Annotated in this window: 15 protein-coding genes; 10 read left to right on the forward strand and 5 right to left on the reverse strand. The window is 74.3% G+C overall.

The window, feature by feature from the left end; all coding sequences use genetic code 11:
- Positions 1 to 274 precede the first annotated feature (274 nt).
- Positions 275 to 958, reverse strand: coding sequence for a membrane protein YczE (gene yczE, locus DEF28_RS01570; RefSeq protein ID WP_374058059.1), 684 nt, complete (start codon positions 956 to 958; stop codon positions 275 to 277).
- A 107-nt stretch (positions 959 to 1,065) separates the two neighbouring features.
- Here yczE and yczR point away from each other — a divergent pair, with 107 nt between their 5' ends.
- Positions 1,066 to 2,499, forward strand: coding sequence for a MocR-like transcription factor YczR (gene yczR, locus DEF28_RS01575; RefSeq protein WP_114396452.1), 1,434 nt, complete (start codon positions 1,066 to 1,068; stop codon positions 2,497 to 2,499).
- A gap of 37 nt (positions 2,500 to 2,536) precedes the next feature.
- Here the strand turns inward: yczR and DEF28_RS01580 are convergent, their stop codons facing one another.
- Both DEF28_RS01580 and DEF28_RS01585 read right to left on the reverse strand, forming a co-directional pair.
- Positions 2,537 to 3,250 carry a response regulator gene (locus tag DEF28_RS01580; RefSeq protein WP_233515028.1) on the reverse strand — a complete coding sequence of 238 codons (714 nt, stop codon included), beginning with the start codon at positions 3,248 to 3,250 and terminating at the stop codon, positions 2,537 to 2,539.
- Positions 3,247 to 4,926, reverse strand: a complete 1,680-nt coding sequence (locus DEF28_RS01585) for a sensor histidine kinase (RefSeq protein WP_233515029.1) — start codon at positions 4,924 to 4,926, stop codon at positions 3,247 to 3,249. Before DEF28_RS01585 ends, DEF28_RS01580 begins: the two co-directional genes overlap by 4 nt.
- A 437-nt stretch (positions 4,927 to 5,363) precedes the next feature.
- On the opposite strand from DEF28_RS01585, the gene DEF28_RS01590 reads away from it, so the two are divergent.
- The 4 genes from DEF28_RS01590 (at position 5,364) to DEF28_RS01605 (ending at position 9,214) form a co-directional block, all read left to right on the forward strand.
- Positions 5,364 to 5,714 carry a hypothetical protein gene (locus DEF28_RS01590; protein ID WP_147280063.1) on the forward strand — a complete coding sequence of 117 codons (351 nt, stop codon included), beginning with the start codon at positions 5,364 to 5,366 and terminating at the stop codon, positions 5,712 to 5,714.
- A 469-nt stretch (positions 5,715 to 6,183) separates the two neighbouring features.
- Positions 6,184 to 7,152 carry a Bug family tripartite tricarboxylate transporter substrate binding protein gene (locus DEF28_RS01595; protein ID WP_233515030.1) on the forward strand — a complete coding sequence of 323 codons (969 nt, stop codon included), beginning with the start codon at positions 6,184 to 6,186 and terminating at the stop codon, positions 7,150 to 7,152.
- Positions 7,149 to 7,676, forward strand: coding sequence for a tripartite tricarboxylate transporter TctB family protein (locus tag DEF28_RS01600; protein WP_199493095.1), 528 nt, complete (start codon positions 7,149 to 7,151; stop codon positions 7,674 to 7,676). Before DEF28_RS01595 ends, DEF28_RS01600 begins: the two co-directional genes overlap by 4 nt.
- A gap of 2 nt (positions 7,677 to 7,678) precedes the next feature.
- Complete coding sequence (locus tag DEF28_RS01605; RefSeq protein WP_114396484.1) at positions 7,679 to 9,214, forward strand: tripartite tricarboxylate transporter permease; 1,536 nt, start codon at positions 7,679 to 7,681, stop codon at positions 9,212 to 9,214.
- A 165-nt stretch (positions 9,215 to 9,379) separates the two neighbouring features.
- Here DEF28_RS01605 and DEF28_RS01610 read toward each other — a convergent pair whose 3' ends face one another.
- Together DEF28_RS01610 and DEF28_RS01615 are read right to left on the reverse strand one after the other, a co-directional pair.
- Positions 9,380 to 10,123 carry a hypothetical protein gene (locus tag DEF28_RS01610; RefSeq protein ID WP_114396455.1) on the reverse strand — a complete coding sequence of 248 codons (744 nt, stop codon included), beginning with the start codon at positions 10,121 to 10,123 and terminating at the stop codon, positions 9,380 to 9,382.
- A gap of 172 nt (positions 10,124 to 10,295) precedes the next feature.
- Positions 10,296 to 11,138, reverse strand: coding sequence for an alpha/beta hydrolase (locus tag DEF28_RS01615; protein ID WP_114396456.1), 843 nt, complete (start codon positions 11,136 to 11,138; stop codon positions 10,296 to 10,298).
- A 187-nt stretch (positions 11,139 to 11,325) separates the two neighbouring features.
- On the opposite strand from DEF28_RS01615, the gene moaA reads away from it, so the two are divergent.
- The 5 genes from moaA (at position 11,326) to DEF28_RS01645 (ending at position 17,214) form a co-directional block, all read left to right on the forward strand.
- Complete coding sequence (gene moaA, locus DEF28_RS01620; protein ID WP_220270013.1) at positions 11,326 to 12,315, forward strand: GTP 3',8-cyclase MoaA; 990 nt, start codon at positions 11,326 to 11,328, stop codon at positions 12,313 to 12,315.
- A 273-nt stretch (positions 12,316 to 12,588) separates the two neighbouring features.
- Positions 12,589 to 13,776: an RtcB family protein gene (locus DEF28_RS01625; RefSeq protein ID WP_114396458.1), complete on the forward strand. Its 1,188-nt coding sequence runs from the start codon at positions 12,589 to 12,591 to the stop codon at positions 13,774 to 13,776.
- A 115-nt stretch (positions 13,777 to 13,891) separates the two neighbouring features.
- Positions 13,892 to 14,320, forward strand: coding sequence for a hypothetical protein (locus tag DEF28_RS01630; RefSeq protein WP_114396459.1), 429 nt, complete (start codon positions 13,892 to 13,894; stop codon positions 14,318 to 14,320).
- Between the two features lie 1,572 nt (positions 14,321 to 15,892).
- Positions 15,893 to 16,516: a hypothetical protein gene (locus DEF28_RS01640; protein WP_114396461.1), complete on the forward strand. Its 624-nt coding sequence runs from the start codon at positions 15,893 to 15,895 to the stop codon at positions 16,514 to 16,516.
- A 50-nt stretch (positions 16,517 to 16,566) separates the two neighbouring features.
- Positions 16,567 to 17,214, forward strand: a complete 648-nt coding sequence (locus DEF28_RS01645) for a hypothetical protein (protein ID WP_114396462.1) — start codon at positions 16,567 to 16,569, stop codon at positions 17,212 to 17,214.
- The last annotated feature ends 192 nt before the right edge of the window (positions 17,215 to 17,406 follow it).

The raw sequence follows: 17,406 nt of genomic DNA on the forward strand, positions 1-17,406 counted from the left end.
CCGTGCCTCCGTCCACCGAGGCACGACATCCTCGGCGCGGTTTCTGCGCCCACGCTACCGGCAGCCCGGAACCTACCGTCGGGTGTCCCTCGAATTGTGAACCACGGGACAACCCGCGCAGCGGCCGCCCGCCCGGCCGCGACCGCCCTCCCGGCGGCGGGCCGGTCCCGGGCGGTCCCGGGCGGCGGCTTCCCGGGCGCCTTCCGGGAGCCGTGGGGGTTTTCGGACAGCTGCCGGCCGCCGGCCGTGGGACGGGCGGCCGGCGGACGCGCGGCTAGCCGGCGGCGGGCACGGCGGCGCGGATGCGCAGCAGCGGGAGGAACACGTGCGCGAGCTGCCCGATGGCGAGCGCGAAGAGCAGCGTGCCGACCCCGACGGTGCCGCCGAGCAGGAAGCCGGCGACCACCACCGCCACCTCGATGCCGGTACGCACCACCCGCAGGGAGTACCCGCGGGCGACCAGGCCGGTCATCAGCCCGTCGCGAGGCCCGGGACCCAGTTCGGCGCCGATGTAGCAGCCGGTGGCGAACCCGGTGACCACGATGCCCAGCAGCAGGCAGACCCAGCGTGCGGCCAGGCCGTCGACCTCGGGCAGCCACCACAGGGAGACGTCGAAGGAGACCCCCACCAGCAGCACGTTGCAGACCGTGCCGAGCCCCGCGCGCTGCCGTAGCGGGATCCACAGCAGCATGACGAACGCGCCGATCAGGATGTTCCACGTTCCGATGGAGAGCCCGGTCTGGCGGGCCAGCCCCTGGTGCAGTACGTCCCACCCCGCGGCACCGAGGTCGGACGCCACCTGCAGCGCCAGTCCCAGGCCGTAGAGGTACAGCCCCACGAGGAGCTGGGCGACGCGGCGCGGGCGCGGATCGGGGAGGACGGGCGTGAGGAACGACCGGCGCAGGGCGCCGGACGCCCGGGAGGGCAGGCGGGCGAACCCGGCGAGCACGGCGGACACAGTGGACACGGGCAACGCATTTCTGTCGGACGGAGACTCGGCCATGATGGGTAGTATTGGCCCGCTCCAGAGCAACCCAACAGAGCCAATTCGAGGAAGTGGCACCCATGGTGGTCGGCGAACGGCGGATCAACGGCCATCTCCTGGCCCGGCTGGTCGAGGTCGGCGCGGACGAGCGGCCCTACTACCACGCGCTCGGCCGCGCCATCAGCGGGCTCGTCCTGGACGGCCGCATCCCCACCCACACCCGGCTGCCGGCCGAACGCGACCTCGCCGCGGCGCTGGGGGTGAGCCGCAACACCGTGACGGCGGCCTACACCTGGCTGCGCGAGCACGGCTACCTGGACAGCCGCCAGGGGGCCGGGAGCTGGACCGCGCTCCCGCGGGTCGGGAGCGGGCGGGCGGCGTTCGTGCCCGACACCGAGCGGATCGACCTCGGCGTCGCCGCGCCGCCCGCCATCGGCGGACTGGAGGAGGCCGCCCGCGCCGCGGTGGAGCGGCTCCCCGCGCACGTCGGCGGGCAGGGGTACACCCTCTACGGCCTGCCCGAACTGCGGCACCTCATCGCCCGGCGCTTCACCGAGCGCGGGCTGCCCACCACCCCCGACCAGATCATGGTCACCAACGGCGCCCAGCAGTCGATCTCGCTGCTCATGGAGCTCCTCGTGGAGCCGGGCGACGGAGTGCTGGTGGAGTCGCCGACCTACCCGCACGCCCTGGACACCGCCCGCCACCTCGACGCGCGGCTGCGCATCACCGGTGTGGGGCCGGAGGGCTGGAACATGGAGTGCGTCGTCGACGGCTTCCGCCAGTGGCGGCCGCGCGTGGCCTACCTCGTCCCCGACTTCCACAACCCCACCGCCGCCCTCATGGCAGAGCGGGACCGGGCCACCGTCGTGGCGGAGGCCCGGCGGGCCGGGACCACGCTCATCGTGGACGAGTCGGTGACCGAGCTCGCCATCGACGGCGCCGAGCCGCCGCCTCCCATGGCCGTGCACGACACCGACGGCCGGGTGTTCACGATCGGCTCCACGGCCAAGCTCCTGTGGGGCGGCCTGCGCATCGGCTGGATCCGGGGGACCCCGCCCATGCTGGACCGGCTCATGGTGCTGCGGCAGCGCTTCGACCTCGCCAGCCCGATCGTGGAGCAGCTCACCGTCGCCGAACTGCTCTCGGACGTGCCGGGCGTGCGCGCCGAGCGCTCCCGCGACCTGCGCCGGCAGCGGGACGCCCTGGCGACCGCGCTCCGCGACCGGCTGCCCGACTGGAGGTTCGTCACTCCGGGCGGCGGGCTCGTCCTGTGGGCGAAGCTGCCGCAGCCCGTGGCGAGCAGGCTGGCGGAAGCGGCGAGCCGACACGGCGTCCGGGTGGCGCCGGGGCCGATCTTCGGCGCGGAGGGCACCCTGGAGCACTTCGTGCGGCTGGCCTACACGATGCGGCCCGAGGTGCTGGCCGACGCCGTCCGCCGGCTCGCGCACGCACACGCCGACGTCGCGGCCCGGCCGACCTCGGCGCCGGCGCCCGGGGAGCTGTACGTGTGAGGGCGGAGGCGGACCGGTGCGCCGGCCTCCGCGGCCCTCAGCTCCGGCCGATCCAGTGGTAGCGGCGCTCCGGGCGCCCGGCCGCGCCGTAGCGGAGCCGTACCTCCGCCTCCCCGGTCTCCACCAGGTGCTCCAGGTAGCGGCGGGCGCTGACCCTGGACAGGCCGACCAGATCGCCGCACTCGGTGGCCGACAGGTCACCCGCCGCGCGCAGCGCCCGGCCCACCAGCTCGCGGGTCTGCGGGGTGAGCCCCTTGGGCAGGTCCTCGGCGCGCCCGCCGCCGAACATCCGGTCCACCTCGGCCTGGCCGATCTCCGGGCCGGCTGACAGCCGCTGGTCGATGCGGCGGTAGCGGTCCAGCCGCTCCCACAGCGCCTCGCGGGTGAACGGCTTGATGAGGTAGTGCACCACGCCGCCGCGCATGGCCGCGCGGATGGTGGCCACGTCGCGCGCGGCGGTGACCGCCAGGACGTCGACCTCCGGACCAGGTGCCTCCCGCAGCCGCCGGAGCACCTCCAGGCCGGACATGTCCGGGAGGTAGATGTCGAGCAGCACCAGGTCGGGGCGCAGCCGCGCGGCCGCCGTCAGCGCCGCCGCGCCGGTGTGCGCCTCGCCGACCACCGTGAAGCCCGCGACGCGCTGCACCAGACCGCGGTTGACCCGCGCCACCATGAAGTCGTCGTCGACGACGAGGACCCGGACGTCGGTCGCGGCGGGCGCGCCGGGCTCGGTGCTTCGGGGCATGGTCATCTCGCAGTCGCTCCTGTGCCCGCGGCGCCGGAGACCGCCGGCAGCCCCTCCGCCGCGTCCCCTATCGGCAGCCGGGCGGTGAACACGGCCCCGCCCGCGTTGCGGACGCTCACCGTGCCGCCGCGGCGCCGGCAGATCAGCCGGATGATGGCCAGCCCCAGGCCGCGGGGGTCGGAGCCGGCCGACTCCTTCGTGCTGAAGCCCTGCCGGAAGATCTCCTCCGCCAGCTCCTCGGCGACGCCCGGACCGGTGTCGCGCACGGAGACGACCAGGAACCCGCCGCCGTCCGCGTCCGCGCCCGCGGGGTCGCGGCAGGCCTCCACCCGCACCGTCCCGGACCCCTCGCCCCGCAGCGCGTCCAGCGCGTTGTCGACCAGGTTGCCGACCACCGTGACCAGGTCGGCGGACAGCGCGGGGTCCAGCGGCGGCACCCGGGTGCCGCCGGCGAGTTCGAAGCGCACGCCCCGCTCGGCGGCCATGGCGGCCTTGGCGATCAGCAGCGCGGCCAGGGACGGGTCGGCCACGCGGTCGGTGACGTCGGCCGTCAGCCGCTCCTGGTTGTGGACCGTGCGCATGACGAACCGGGTGACCTCGTCGTACTCCTCCAGCGCGATGAGGCCGCTGATGGTGTGCAGCCGGTTGGAGAAGTCGTGCGCCTGGGCGCGCAGGGCGTCGGTGGTGTGCCGGGTGACGTCGAGCTCCCGGCGCAGCTCCACCAGCTCGGTGCGGTCCCGCAGCGTGGTGACCGATCCGATCCGCTCGCCCCGGGAGGTCATCGGCATCCGGTTCAACGTGATGACCCGGTCCTCCAGGAGCACCACCTGCTCGACCCCCTCACCGCCGCCGGCCAGCACCTCGTGCAGCCGCTCCGGCAGACCGAGGTCGGCCAGCGTCCGCCCCAGGCAGTCGGCGGGCAGGCCGAGCAGGTCGATCGCCTGCCGGTTGGCGAGCGTGACCCGGTCGACCAGGTCCAGCCCGAGCACGCCTTCCTTGACACCGTGCAGCATGGCCTCGCGCTGCTCCACCGTCGCGGCGATCTCGCCGGGCTCCATGCCGAGGGTCTGGCGCTTGATCCGGGCGGCCAGCAGCAGCGATCCGGCGGCGCCGAGCCCGCCGGCCACCCCGAGGTAGATGCCCAGGTACGGCGCGGCGGTGATGGCGTGCTGCCACCAGCTGGGGGAGGTCTGCCCGATCGCGACCAGGCCGGTCAGCCGCCCGCGGTCGTTGAACACCGGGACGTGCGCGACGAGGGTCGGCCGGAACTCGTGCGGCTCCCACGGCTCGGGGACGGCCGGGCCGATCCAGGAGCGTCCGGACAGCACGGTGCTCTCGCCCAGGGCGATGGTCCGCCCGATGTCGTCGGGGTCGTGGGAGGTGAGGATCGTGCCGTGCTCGTCGGCCACCACGATCGAGGTGAGGCCGGTGACGCCGCTGGTGTTCTCCGCCGTGCTGGCCAGCGGGGAGGGCAGCTCCTGGTCCAGCGCGAGACGCACGGCCGGCATGGCCGCCATGCTCTCGGCGGTGGACTGCAGCCGCCGGCCCTGCAGCGACTCGTACCGGGAGAACGACTGGCCCAGCGACAGGGCCGCGACGGCGGTCAGCACCCCGACCATGATCGCCAACTGGAAGGCGAGGAACTGGCGGGCCAGTGACCAGCGCCGATGGGTGGCTCGCACGGTGCCCCTCCCCGAAAAAGCGGCGTGGCGTGGCATTCGTCACAAAGATCACACGGGTTCGGGGTTTACGCGACCGTTTCCCATGGATCGGGCGGAAACGCCGTCGATATCGTTATAACCACCGACGTCACGGGTCCGCTGGGTCACCGCCGCGGGACGTCGCGTCACGGTTCCCCCGCCCGGGCCGCATGAGGCGCCGAAGGGACACCGGGCCGTCCGTCCGGACCGGCGGGCGGGCGAACCGGCCCCGCACGCCAAGGCGTGGGCGCTCAGGCCGGACGGCGAGCGTCCGCACCGCCGGTGCCGTCGACGGTGGTCTCCGGTGAGGTGGGCGAAGACTCCGCGTCAAGCGTCCGTGGACGCAAGATCATGGACACGTCGCGGGACGAACGATGACCATGGAGCGCCCGACGGACCGAATACGGAGGGGCCCTGACGTGCCGATGTCCTCCCGCGTTGCCGCTGTGGCCGCTGCCGCGACCCTCGCCTTCGCCACCGTTGGTCTCTCCGCCCCCACCGCAAGGGCGGCCACCACCGCCGGGACGGGCGGCGCGCTGAGCAGTGCCGCGACGATCTGCCCTTATGAGACCACCAGATCCACCCCGCGCTGCACGATGAAGGAGGACAGCACCGCCGTCGGCAGCTGGTCGTCGGGGGCCAGGGTCAACATCTATCAGGGCTCTCTCCGCAACGGCGGACTGCGCACCACGGCCACCTACCAGGACGGGCTGTCCTACTGGGTGACCGCGTCGCATGTCCGGTCGACGGGCGCGTCCTGCCGGTCCTAGCACGCCACCGCCGTCCGGACGGCCGGCCCGCCGCGCCCCCGTCCGCCGACGGGGGCGCGGCGGTCTTCTCACTGCGGGAGCCGCGGACCTTCGGCGATCGGGCGGCACCACCGGCCCGTCCGCCGGCCGCGACGAGGAGCGGGTACGCCCAGCGCCCACCGCGGTGGCGAGGCTCGCCGCTGACATGACCACAAAGAACACAACCAACTTTGCCTCCGTAAAGGTGACCCGGGACACACTCCCGGGTCAGGATCGGCGGCATCCCGATCCGCCTGGTGGACCGGACCGCCCGTCCGACTCCTCCCCAAGGCCGGCGGGCGCGCGGCTCCGCGCGCTCCCGGCCCTCCCCGAACGGGCCCGCGTGCCGTCCCCTCCCCTTCGGAGGCACGCCGCGTCCGGTCCACCAGGCCCCCTGGAGGAGAAGACCGTGTTTGCGTTTGCGTCTGGACCCCAGCGACCGCGCGCCCTCGTGGCCGCCGTTCTCACCGCCGCGCTCGCCGGCACCGCGCTCACCGGCTGCGGGGCGCAGGCCGGGCAGGCCGACGGCGCACCCGTCACCGGGCTGCGCATCATGGTGCCCAACGCGCCCGGCGGCGGGTACGACGTCACCGCGCGCAGCGCCGCCAAGGCGATGGAGGACGGCGGGCTCGCCCGCAACGTCGAGGTGTTCAACCTCCCCGGCGCCGGCGGCACCGTCGGGCTCGCCCGGGTGGTCAGCGAGGAGGGCAACGGCTCGCTGCTCATGAGCATGGGCCTGGGGGTAGTGGGCGCCTCGTTCACCAACGAGTCCGCCGCCACGCTCGCCGACACCACGCCGATCGCCCGGCTGACCGAGGAACCCGATGTCATCGTGGTGCCCGCCGACTCCGAGTACGGCGACTTCGAGCAGCTGCTGGACGCGTGGCGCGAGGACCCGGGCGGCGTCCCGGTCGGCGGAGGCTCCTCACCCGGCGGTCCCGACCACCTCGCGCCCATGCTCACCGCCGCGGCCGCCGGGATCGAGCCCCAGGACGTGAACTACATCCCCTACGACGGCGGCGGCGAGCTGCTCGCGGCGGTGCTCGGCGGCCAGGTCGAGTTCGGCGTCTCCGGAGCGGCGGAGTACGCCGACCAGATCGAGGCCGGCGAACTGCGCGTCCTCGCGGTCACCAGCGCCGAGCCGGTCCCCGGCCTCGACGCGCTCACGCTCAGGGACCACGGACTGGACGTCGACTTCACCAACTGGCGCGGCCTCGTGGCGCCGCCCGGGCTCTCGGAAGAGGACGAGCAGGCGCTGCGCGACCTCGTCGACCGGTTCCACGAGAGCGAGGAGTGGCAGCAGACCCTGGAGACCAACGGCTGGACCGACGCCTACCTGACCGGCGACGAGTTCGGCACCTTCCTCCAGGAGGAGACCGACCGCGTGGAGAGCGTGCTCGGCAGTCTGGGGCTCGTGTGAGCGCCCCGCCCTCCGCGGCGCCGCCGCGCGACGCACGCGCCCCGTGGTGGGGCCGCGCCGAGCTCGGCGTCGCCGCCTTCCTCTACCTCGTCGCCGCGCTGGTCCTCGTGGACGCCGCCGGACTGGACGCCGGCGTCACCCAGCGCGGCCCGGTGGGCCCGGCCGCCGTGCCGGTCGGGGTGGGGCTGCTCCTCATCGTGGTCGCCACCGTGCTCGCCGTCGACGTGCTGCGCGGCGGGCGCGGCGCCGCCGAGGACGGCGAGGACGTCGACCCGGAGGCCACCAGCGACTGGCGCACCGTGGCCCTGCTGGCCGGCGCGTTCCTCACCAACGCCGCGCTGATCGACATCGCCGGCTGGATCATCTCCGGGGCCCTGCTCTTCTGGGGATCGGCCTTCGCGCTCGGCAGCCGGCACTGGATCCGCGACCCGCTGATCTCGGTGGGCCTGTCGGCCGGCACCCACCTGCTGTTCGGCTCGCTGGGCATCTGGCTGCCGGCCGGCCCGTTCACCGGGGTGATCTGATGCTGGAGACGATCGACAACCTGCTCCAGGGGTTCGCCACCGCGCTCACGCCCGTCAACCTGCTGTACGCGCTGCTCGGCGTGGCGGTGGGGACCGCGATCGGCGTGCTGCCGGGCATCGGTCCAGCCATGGCGGTCGCCCTGCTGCTGCCCATCACCTACGGGCTGGACCCCGTCGGCGCGTTCATCATGTTCGCCGGCATCTACTACGGCGGCATGTACGGCGGGTCCACCACCGCGATCCTGATCAACACGCCGGGCGAGGCGGCGTCGGTCATCACGGCGGTCGAGGGCAACAAGATGGCCAAGCGCGGCCGCGCCGCCCAGGCGCTGGCCACCGCCGCCATCGGCTCCTTCGTGGCCGGGACCATCGGCACCCTGATGCTGGTGTTCCTCGCGCCGGTCATGGTCGGGCTCGCGCTGACCTTCGGCGCCGCCGAGTACTTCGCGGTGATGCTGCTGGCCTTCGTCGCCGCCTGCTCGGTGCTCGGCTCCTCCCGGGTCCGGGGCTTCGCCTCCCTCGGGATCGGCCTCGCCATCGGACTCATCGGACTGGACCCCACCACCGGCCAGTCCCGGCTGAGCTACGGCATCCCGCAGCTGGCCGACGGCATCGACGTGGTGATCGTCGCGGTCGGCATCTTCGCGGTCGGCGAGGCGCTGTGGGTGGCGTCCCGGCTGCGCCGCACCCCGGCCGAGGTGATCCCGGTCGGGCGGGTGTGGATGGGGCGCGAGGACTGGAAGCGCTCGTGGAAGCCGTGGCTGCGCGGCAGCTTCATCGGCTTTCCCTTCGGGGCGCTGCCGGCCGGGGGCTCGGAACTGCCCACCTTCCTCTCCTACATGCTGGAGCGGCGGCTCTCCAAGCACCGGGCCGAGTTCGGATCGGGCGCGATCGAGGGCGTGGCCGGCCCCGAGGCCACCAACAACTCCTCGGCGGCGGGCGTGCTGGTGCCGATGCTCACCCTCGGGCTGCCCACCACGGCGGTGTCCGCGGTCATGCTCACGGCCTTCCAGCAGTACGGCCTGCAGCCCGGTCCGCTGCTGTTCGAACGCGAGCCCGAACTGGTCTGGGGGCTTATCGCGAGCCTGTTCATCGGCAACACCATGCTGCTGGCCCTCAACCTGCCGCTGGCGCCGATGTGGGCCCGCCTGCTGCACATCCCCCGGCCCTACCTGTACGCGGGCATCCTGTTCTTCGCGAGCCTGGGCATGTACGCGGTGAACGCGTCCCCGCTGGACCTGGTGCTGCTGCTCCTCCTCGGCGGCCTCGGGTTCATGATGCGCAGGTTCGGGCTGCCGGTCATCCCGGTGATCATCGGAACGATCCTCGGGCCCATGGCTGAGCTCCAGCTGCGCCGCGCCCTGCAGATCTCGGACGGCGACCTCGCCGGCCTGGTGACCTCGCCGCTCACCATCGGGGTGTACGCGATCGTCGCGGTGCTGCTGCTGTGGCCGATGGTCCGATTCCTGCGGGGGCGGCGCCGTCCCGCCGCTCCCGTCTCCGCGGGCGAGAGAACCGGAGAAGAGGCCGCGGGGTGACGCGGCTGACCGGCTGACTCGCCACCCTCGCGCGTCCGTGCCGCCATGTGCGGGCGGGCGCGCGGGGCGTTCGCAACGGCAGGTCAACGGGGATGCGTGGCGACGGTTCCGAAGGGCGGCCCTCCTCGGCGCCGCGACCGCCCGTTCGTCCGGTGGCGCGGCGGATCAATCGAGGCGGAGGTCCCAGGGTTCCCACACGATCAGGATCCTCGCGGCGTCCCACCGATGGACACTACCGATGTAGGGGACGCGCCGACCGATGTCGTACGTCATGCGCAACGCGCCCGCGTGCGGGAACCAGCGGCCGTCCCGCACCTCCTCGTCAGGCGGGCCGCCGATGTAGGAGTCCGTGCTGCCCACGGCGCGCAACGCCAACTGCTCGGCCGCCGTCTCGATGTCGAGGATCCAGTGCTCCAGGCCGCCGCAGAACCACTGCGTCCGGTGCAGAACCACGTCCTCCAGGCGGGCGGTCCCCGGTTCCTGCCCGGGCCGCGGGGGCAGCAGCGACGGCACCGCGTGGTCGGTCACCGGATCCGGCTCCGCGTCCGGGGCGGCCGGTGCGTTGCGCGGAGCGCGCTGGAGCCACCGCAGGTAGTCGCGCCGCTTCTCCTCGAACCGCCGCCGGTCCTCGGCGCGGCGCCAGCGCCGAGCCGCCGGCTCCAGATCGAGGTGCCGCCGCCAGCACGCCCCGCAGACCCGGTGCTCGACCCGGATCCGCTCGGTGACGGTCGTGTTCACATCGACGAAGAACGGAAACCTCGTCGCCCCCCGGGTCCACCTTCGGCAGACCCCGCAGCGCCGGGGCAGGAGGCCCCGCCCCCGGGGCCGGACCTGGCCGTTCCACGTCAGCCCGTGCCGCAGGCAGGACAGCCCGTCCAGGACGTCCCGGAGCCGGTCGGCGAACCTCACCGGCGGCTCCCCTCACGGACGGATCGCGGGGGACGGGCGGGGCAACGGCAGCGGCCGCCGTCCAGCGGCCGAAGCGCCTGCGCGGTCATGGTGCCTCCCACCGGTGTGCGGGGCTCTGGCGGTCCGGTCCTGGCCGGGCGCGGTGACCCCGGGCGGCGTCGCCGGTGACGGGTCAGTGCGGCCGGGAACCGGAGGCGGCCGTCACCCGCTCGGCGAACCGGACGACCTCGGCCAGCACCTCGGCGCGGTCGGTCTCGTTGAACACCTCGTGCCGCGCGCCGGGGAAGATCCGCGCCGCGGCGTCGGAGCCGGCCAGCCGGGCGACGCCGGCCGCGGAGTCGGCGAGCGGCACCAGCCGGTCGTCGGAGCCGTGCAGCCACAGCAGCGGGAGCGTGCCCAGGCTCCCGGCCTCGGTGATCCTGGCCAGCTCGGTGGTGATCGCCCGCAGCGTCGTCCGGCGGAACGGGCCGTGCCAGACGAGCTCGTCCGCGACGTAGGACTCGCCCACCGCGGGGTCGCGCGACAGCGTGGCCGGATCGATCGGGGTGTCCGGGATCTCCGCGTGGGACAGCAGCTCCTCGGCGGAGCGCCAGCGCCCCAGCACCGGGCCGGACAGTACGAGCCCCGCGAGACCGTCCGGGTGCAGCTGGGCGTAGCGCGCGGCGATCAGGCCGCCCATCGAATGGCCCACGAGCACGAGCGGGATCGTCCGGTAGGCGGTGCGCGCCTGGGTGACGAGCCGGTGGACGTCGGTCACGACGTCCGTGAAGTCCTCGATCAGCACCCGTTCCCCGTCCGAACGGCCGTGCCCCTGGTGGTCCAGGCCGTAGACCACCGCGCCGCGCCCGCACAGGTACTCCGCGACGTGGCCGTAGCGCCCGATGTGCTCCCCGTAGCCGTGCACCAGCACGGCCAGCCAGCCCGGCTCGCCGGACTCGGCCGCCCACGCCCGTGCCGCCAGCCGCCGCGAGCCGTTCGGGCCGCCCGGCAGACTCCACTCCCGCATCCGCACCATGCGCCACCCCCTCGTCGCCGACCGCAGCGTACACCGGGCGGTGCGCGGGCGGCGAGGACGAGAACGGGGCCCGGCGGTACCTGGCCCCGGGCCGCCCCGGCGGTGTCTTCTAGGCTGGAGGAGTGGCCGGGGACGCCTCCGGCGACACCGCGACCGCGGCCGCGCCGCGACCTTGGAGGTGACGCCCGTGCTGGCCGATTCACACGGCAGAGTGGCCACGGACCTGAGGGTCTCGCTCACCGACCGCTGCAACCTGCGCTGTTCCTACTGCATGCCCCCCGAGGGGCTGGAATGGCTTCCCAAGCCCGAGCTGCTCACCGATGACGAGGTCGGCCGGCTGATCCGGATCGGCGTCGAGCTCCTGGGGATCCGCGAGGTGCGCTTCACGGGCGGCGAGCCGCTGCTGCGGCGCGGCCTCACCCGCATCGTCGCCGCGGCGAACGCCCTCACGCCCCGGCCGCGCACCGCGGTGACCACCAACGGCATCGGCCTGGGCCGCGTCGCCCCCGCCCTGGCGGAGGCCGGACTGGACCGGGTCAACGTCTCACTCGACACGCTGCGGCCCGAGGTGTTCGAGCGGCTGGCCCGCCGCCGCCGGCTCCCCGACGTCCTGGACGGGCTGGCCGGCGCCGCCGCGGCCGGGCTCACACCGGTCAAGGTGAACGCCGTACTCATGCGCGGCGTCAACGACGATGAAGCGCCCGACCTGCTGCGCTACTGCCTGGAGCGCGGCTACGAGCTGCGCTTCATCGAGCAGATGCCGCTGGACGCCCAGCACGGCTGGCGCCGAGAGAACATGGTCACGGCCGACGAGATCCTGGAGCGGCTGAGCGCGGCGTTCGACCTCGCCCCGGCCGACGCCGCCGAGCGCGGCAGCGCGCCGGCCGAGCTGTTCCTGGTCGACGGCGGCCCGGCGCGAGTGGGGGTCATCGGCTCGGTGACCCGGCCGTTCTGCGGAGCCTGCGACCGGGTACGCCTCACCGCCGACGGCCAGATCCGCAACTGCCTGTTCGCCCGGGAGGAGTCCGACCTGCGGGCGCCGCTGCGCGACGGCGCCTCCGACGAGGAGATCGCGCAGCGGTGGCGGGCCGCGGTCGCCGCCAAGCTGCCCGGGCACGGTATCGACGACCCCAGCTTCCTGCAGCCGTCCCGCCCGATGTCGGCCATCGGCGGCTGAACCGCCCACCGGAGGCCCGCCCCGGCCGCCGGGCGCGGCCCGCACCGGGAGCGGGCGCACGGGGGTAAATCAGTTGCGACCGTCCGCGGCTGTCTGGCGTCATATACGAGCGCGGTGCCCCCACCGCGCCGTCGACTCGGAGGCGGCCCGCCCGGGCCGCCGTGCCGGTGCATCCTCCCGTGCCGCGGTTCCGCCGCGTCGTGGGCGGGCTCCGGTTCCCGCGCGTTCCATGCCGTCCAGCCCGGGCAGTGGCTGTGAAAGGGAGGTGGCCCGATGCCGTACACCGAGGCCCCCGGTATCCGTGTTCCGATCCGGATGTGGGCCGACCCGAGCAGTGTGGAGCGGGCGGCCATGGACCAGCTCCGCAACGTCACCATGCTGCCCTGGGTGCACGGACTCGCCGTGATGCCGGACGTGCACTACGGGAAGGGCGCCACGGTCGGCTCGGTCATCGCCATGCGCGACGCCGTGTCCCCGGCGGCCGTCGGGGTGGACATCGGATGCGGCATGACCGCGGTGCGCAGCACGCTGACCGCCGAGGACCTGCCCGACGACCTCGGCCGGCTGCGCTCCCGGCTGGAAGGCGCCATCCCCGTGGGCTTCCACGCCCACGAGACGCCGGTCGACCCGCGGAAGGTGCACGGCCTCAAGACGGCGGGCTGGGCGGAGTTCTGGGACCGCTTCACGGGGCTGGCCCCGAAGGTCCGCCAGCTCCGCGAGCGCGCCGGACGCCAGATGGGTACGCTGGGCGGCGGCAACCACTTCCTGGAGGTCTGCCTCGACGACGCGGGCGCCGTCTGGATGGTGCTGCACTCCGGTTCGCGCAACATCGGCAAGGAGCTCGCCGAGTACCACATCGAGCGCGCCCGCCGGCTGCCGCACAACCAGGACCTCCCCGACCGCGACCTGGCGGTGTTCGTCGCCGGCACACCCGAGATGGACGCCTACCGCCGGGACCTCTTCTGGGCGCAGGAGTACGCGCGCCGCAACCGCGAGATCATGATGGGGCTCGCCTGCGACGTGCTGCGCCGCGAGTTCCCGCGGGTCGGCTTCGAGGAGTGGATCTCCTGCCACCACAACTACGTGGCGGAGGAGCGCTACGACGACGTCGACGTCCTGGTCACCCGCAAGGGGGCCATCCGGGCCGGCCGGGGGGACCTCGGGATCATCCCGGGCTCCATGGCCACCGGCACCTACATCGTGCGCGGCCTGGGCAACCCGGCCTCCTTCAACTCGGCCTCGCACGGCGCCGGCCGCCGGATGAGCCGCAACAAGGCCCGCAAGACGTTCACGCAGGCCGACCTGGTCGAGCAGACCCGCGGCGTGGAGTGCCGCAAGGACCCCGGCGTGATCGACGAGATCCCGGCCGCCTACAAGGACCTGTCCCAGGTCATCGCGGCGCAGACCGACCTCGTGGAGGTGGTGGCGCACCTGCGCCAGGTGGTGTGCGTGAAGGGCTGACGGGCCGCCGCCGCGGCCGGGGAGCCCGGCCGCAGCGGGGGCGCGGCGGGGCTCCCCGGCCGTGGTCCCGCGCCAGGCGGACGGGAGGCGGCGGGGCCGCGGAGGGAGCGGGACGGTGCTGCGGGTCACCGTGAACGGGGTCGAGGTGGAGGTGCGGGCGTGGGCTGAGGAGCCCGCGGGCGGACCGGTGGCCGCGCTCGCGGACACGGAACTGCGCGCCCGCTGCCTGCCCGCGCTCGTCCGGTGGCGCGGCCGGTCGTTCCGCTGCGTCGCCCTCTGGCCGGAGCCCCTGCCTCCGGCCGGCCCGCCGGACCCCGCACCGGCCGACCTGGCCGGCGCCGTGCTGGCCCAGCTGGTACACGGCTGGCGGTGCCGGGTCTGCGGCGGACGGGTCGCCGCCCTCGTGGCGGAGGCGGGCCTCCCCTTCGCCGACACGAACCGGCGCCGCCACCGCTGGGCGACGAACTGCCCGCACTGCGGCGCCCACGTCGGCCGTGCGCGGCTGCACGCCCTGGTCCTGCTGCCGGATCCCCTCGGGAGCTGAACCCACGGCCCCGACCGGCGCGGGCGAGCCCGCCGCGAGGGGGCGCGTGCCGTGCTCGCCCCAGGGGCCGATCCGGCGTGCGGGGCTGGACCAGCCCGGCCCCGAGACCGGCGATCGGGCGCCTCCGCTGCCTGGGCGAGAACGCGGGGCGCGGCCAACTTCACCGATGGCCGACGCAATTCCGATGGGCGTGGTGGAGGACGTCCTCCGGGACCGATGGCAGACGGCCGCACCCTCGCGCCGACCACCGGCGACATCGCGGACCAGGGCGAGGGGTGTGCGCGGGCCTTCCCGGATGCCATTCGAAGGGGCCACTCCGCGTGCGGGGCCCAGAGCCATGAGGGCGTCGGGGAGGCGTACACGTGCGGTCCTTTAGTGCTGCACATGTGGCCTTTGTGTGTTTTGTGAGAATTCCAGGAAGTGGTCGAAACAGGGGCTGCGGCTTGATAACGTCCCAGGTCAATGAGACTGCGCCCCGCGCACGCGGGGATGAGCCCAGAGATAGGTGCAACCACAGTGAGGTGGGACGCTGTGCCCCGCGCACGCGGGGGTGAGCCCGCGATGAGCTTCGCGCAGATCTAAGTGCTGGCCTGCCCCCCGCACGCAGGAATGAGTCCACGAGACATTCGGGTGTCGGGCACCTCGACCTGCCCGCGCGCATGGGGGATCCGCTACTCGGAGTCGGGCGTTACTCGCTCGTCCGCATGCGTGAATGCCCAGCCCTGGCAGGGCCGCCGTGCTGACACCTTCCCCGTGAGTACGAGTAGCCCCTGCGGGACCTGGATCCGCCGGTGCCGGGTGCGTGTGCCGATCCGGCCGTCACGACGACCCGGCGGCCCCGTGTGGGCCACTTCGGCGAGGCAGCGGCGGCCCGGTCGGCCAGGTGTAGCGGGCGGGCCGCGCGATCATCGCGCTGGGCGCGTCCAGCTCCCGGAAGTGATGACGGTAAACCGGTCCCGGACACGCCGGACCGGCTGGGGGACGGTTCCAAGCGCTGGCCCAGACCGGAGACCGGGCTTCAGCGACCGAGACCTACGCCTCCCATAACGACTCGGGAAGGGGAGTGCGGCGGGCTGCGGCTGACCGTGCTGGTCGAGTGGTTCCCCCAGTCCGGGGCCACCCGCTGCGGGGACGCGCACACCCACCGCCCGCCTTCGGTGGGCGGCCGCTGCTCGTCGGCCCCGGCGTGGTGTCTACCAGGGGAGTCCGGCGACGTCTTCGGCCAGGAGGCGCCGCCGCGCGCAGTGCTCCGCCGTGCCGGACGACTCCGGCTGGTGCGACGGGCGGGCGCGGATCCGCCGGAAACCACCGCCGCGCCATCCAGCCGGGGACGCCGACCGCGGATTTCGGATATCCCGCCGCGCGCATTATGCCGTGCTGTGTTTACCAGCAAATCCGCATTCCCGGTGGATCCCACACTAATTCATCGGCTTCTGAACTGCAATTTCGCCAGCGTGCCACGAAACCCGGGATTAACGGGTTTCGCGGCTATTCAGCCGGGCAGCCTTGTCATGGGCCCCGAACGCCGTGCGGCGTGCGGCGGTCCCGCTCCGAAGCCCCCAGGAGACGTCCATGAACCCGGCTCTGACGATCGGCGTACTCGTCGCCCTCGCCATCCTGCTCATCGCCGGCGCGGTCGCGCTCGTGCTCACCCCCGCGCGGCGTAGCCGGCACCTCCGCCGGAAATTCGGTGCGGAATACGACTGGGAGGTCGAGCACGCCCGCGATCGGCGTGCCGCCGAGCGGGAACTCGCCCGGAGGGAGAAACGGTACGCGAAACTGAACCTGCGTCCGCTTTCCGACGCGGCCCGGCAGGAATACACGGGGAAGTGGGCGGCAATTCAGGAACGGTTCGTCGACGCTCCCGCCGACGCGGTCCGCGAAGCCGACCGGCTGCTGACCCGGCTGATGTCCGACCGCGGGTACCCGACCGGCGGCCCCGAGCAGACGGCGGCCGCGCTGTCCGTCGAACGGCCGCACGCCGTGGCCGGGTACCGGGCCGCATGCGCCGTCCTGGCCCCCCGCGGCTCCGACCCGCCCGGTACCGAGGAACTGCGCGTCGCGCTCGTGCACTACCGGGATCTCCTCACCGAGATCCTGGCGAGCGCGGCCCCGCCGGACGACCGGGCCGGAACTCCGCAACCGGTGGGCTCCCGCGACCCCTCGGCGCGGCCGGACCCGCCACCGGCGCACTGAGCGAGCCGCCACGCGAGCGCGCCGACCCGATCCCCGCCCAGGAGGCACCTGTGAACCTGCCCGCCGACGCCTCGCGTGCGTCCCACGAACCCCAGCGCCCCGACGAGGCCGGCCCCGGCGCGGTCCGCGACCCGCGCGGGCGCTCGGTGCCGTCCGCGCGCACCGCCCGCCCCGCGCCCGACGACCTGCTGGCGAGTCGGCGCGAGGCGCGCTGGAACTTCCGCCACTCCGAGAAGCTGCGGGCCGAGGCCGCCCGCGGCCAGCGCCCGCCCGCGGGCGACGCCCTGGTGGACGAGGAGGAGGCGGCGCTCCCGCCGCGCCCCGCGGACCCGGTCCCACCGCCGCCGCGCGACCGCGAGGAGACCGGGACCGACCCCGGTCGGTCCCAGACCCGCGACTCGTCCCGGCCGCCGGCGGACGAGCCGGCGCCGGCCCCCTTCCCCGCCGAGGAGGTCGACCGGCTGCGGCGGCGCTGGCGGGAACTCCAGAGTGACTTCGTCGACGATCCGCCCGGCTCCGTGCAGGACGCCGACCGCCTCGTCGGCGACGTGCTCAACATCCTCACGGCCGCGCTCGCCGACCAGCGGCGCGCCCTCGCCGAACGCGGCGACGACGCCGGTCGGGACACCGAGGAGCTGCGCCTGACCCTGCGCGCCTACCGCTCCTTCCTCGACCGGCTACTGCGCGCCGGAGGCTGACCGGGGTCCGGCGGGCGCTCGCGGCGCCGCGTCGGCCGGCTCTGCTCCGCCCCCGCATCGGCCGCTTCCGAGCGGCCGCAGCCCCGGCACCGCTATCCCCCGAGAGCGGGGGAAAGCCGGCGCACCGGGGCGCCGCCGTCCACGCGGACGGCGCCACGACACCGCGACCGTCACCGTCGCGACTCCGCCCGC

Origin of the sequence: Marinitenerispora sediminis (genome assembly GCF_003336425.1) — a bacterium.
Classification (GTDB): Bacteria; Actinomycetota; Actinomycetes; order Streptosporangiales; family Streptosporangiaceae; genus Marinitenerispora; species Marinitenerispora sediminis.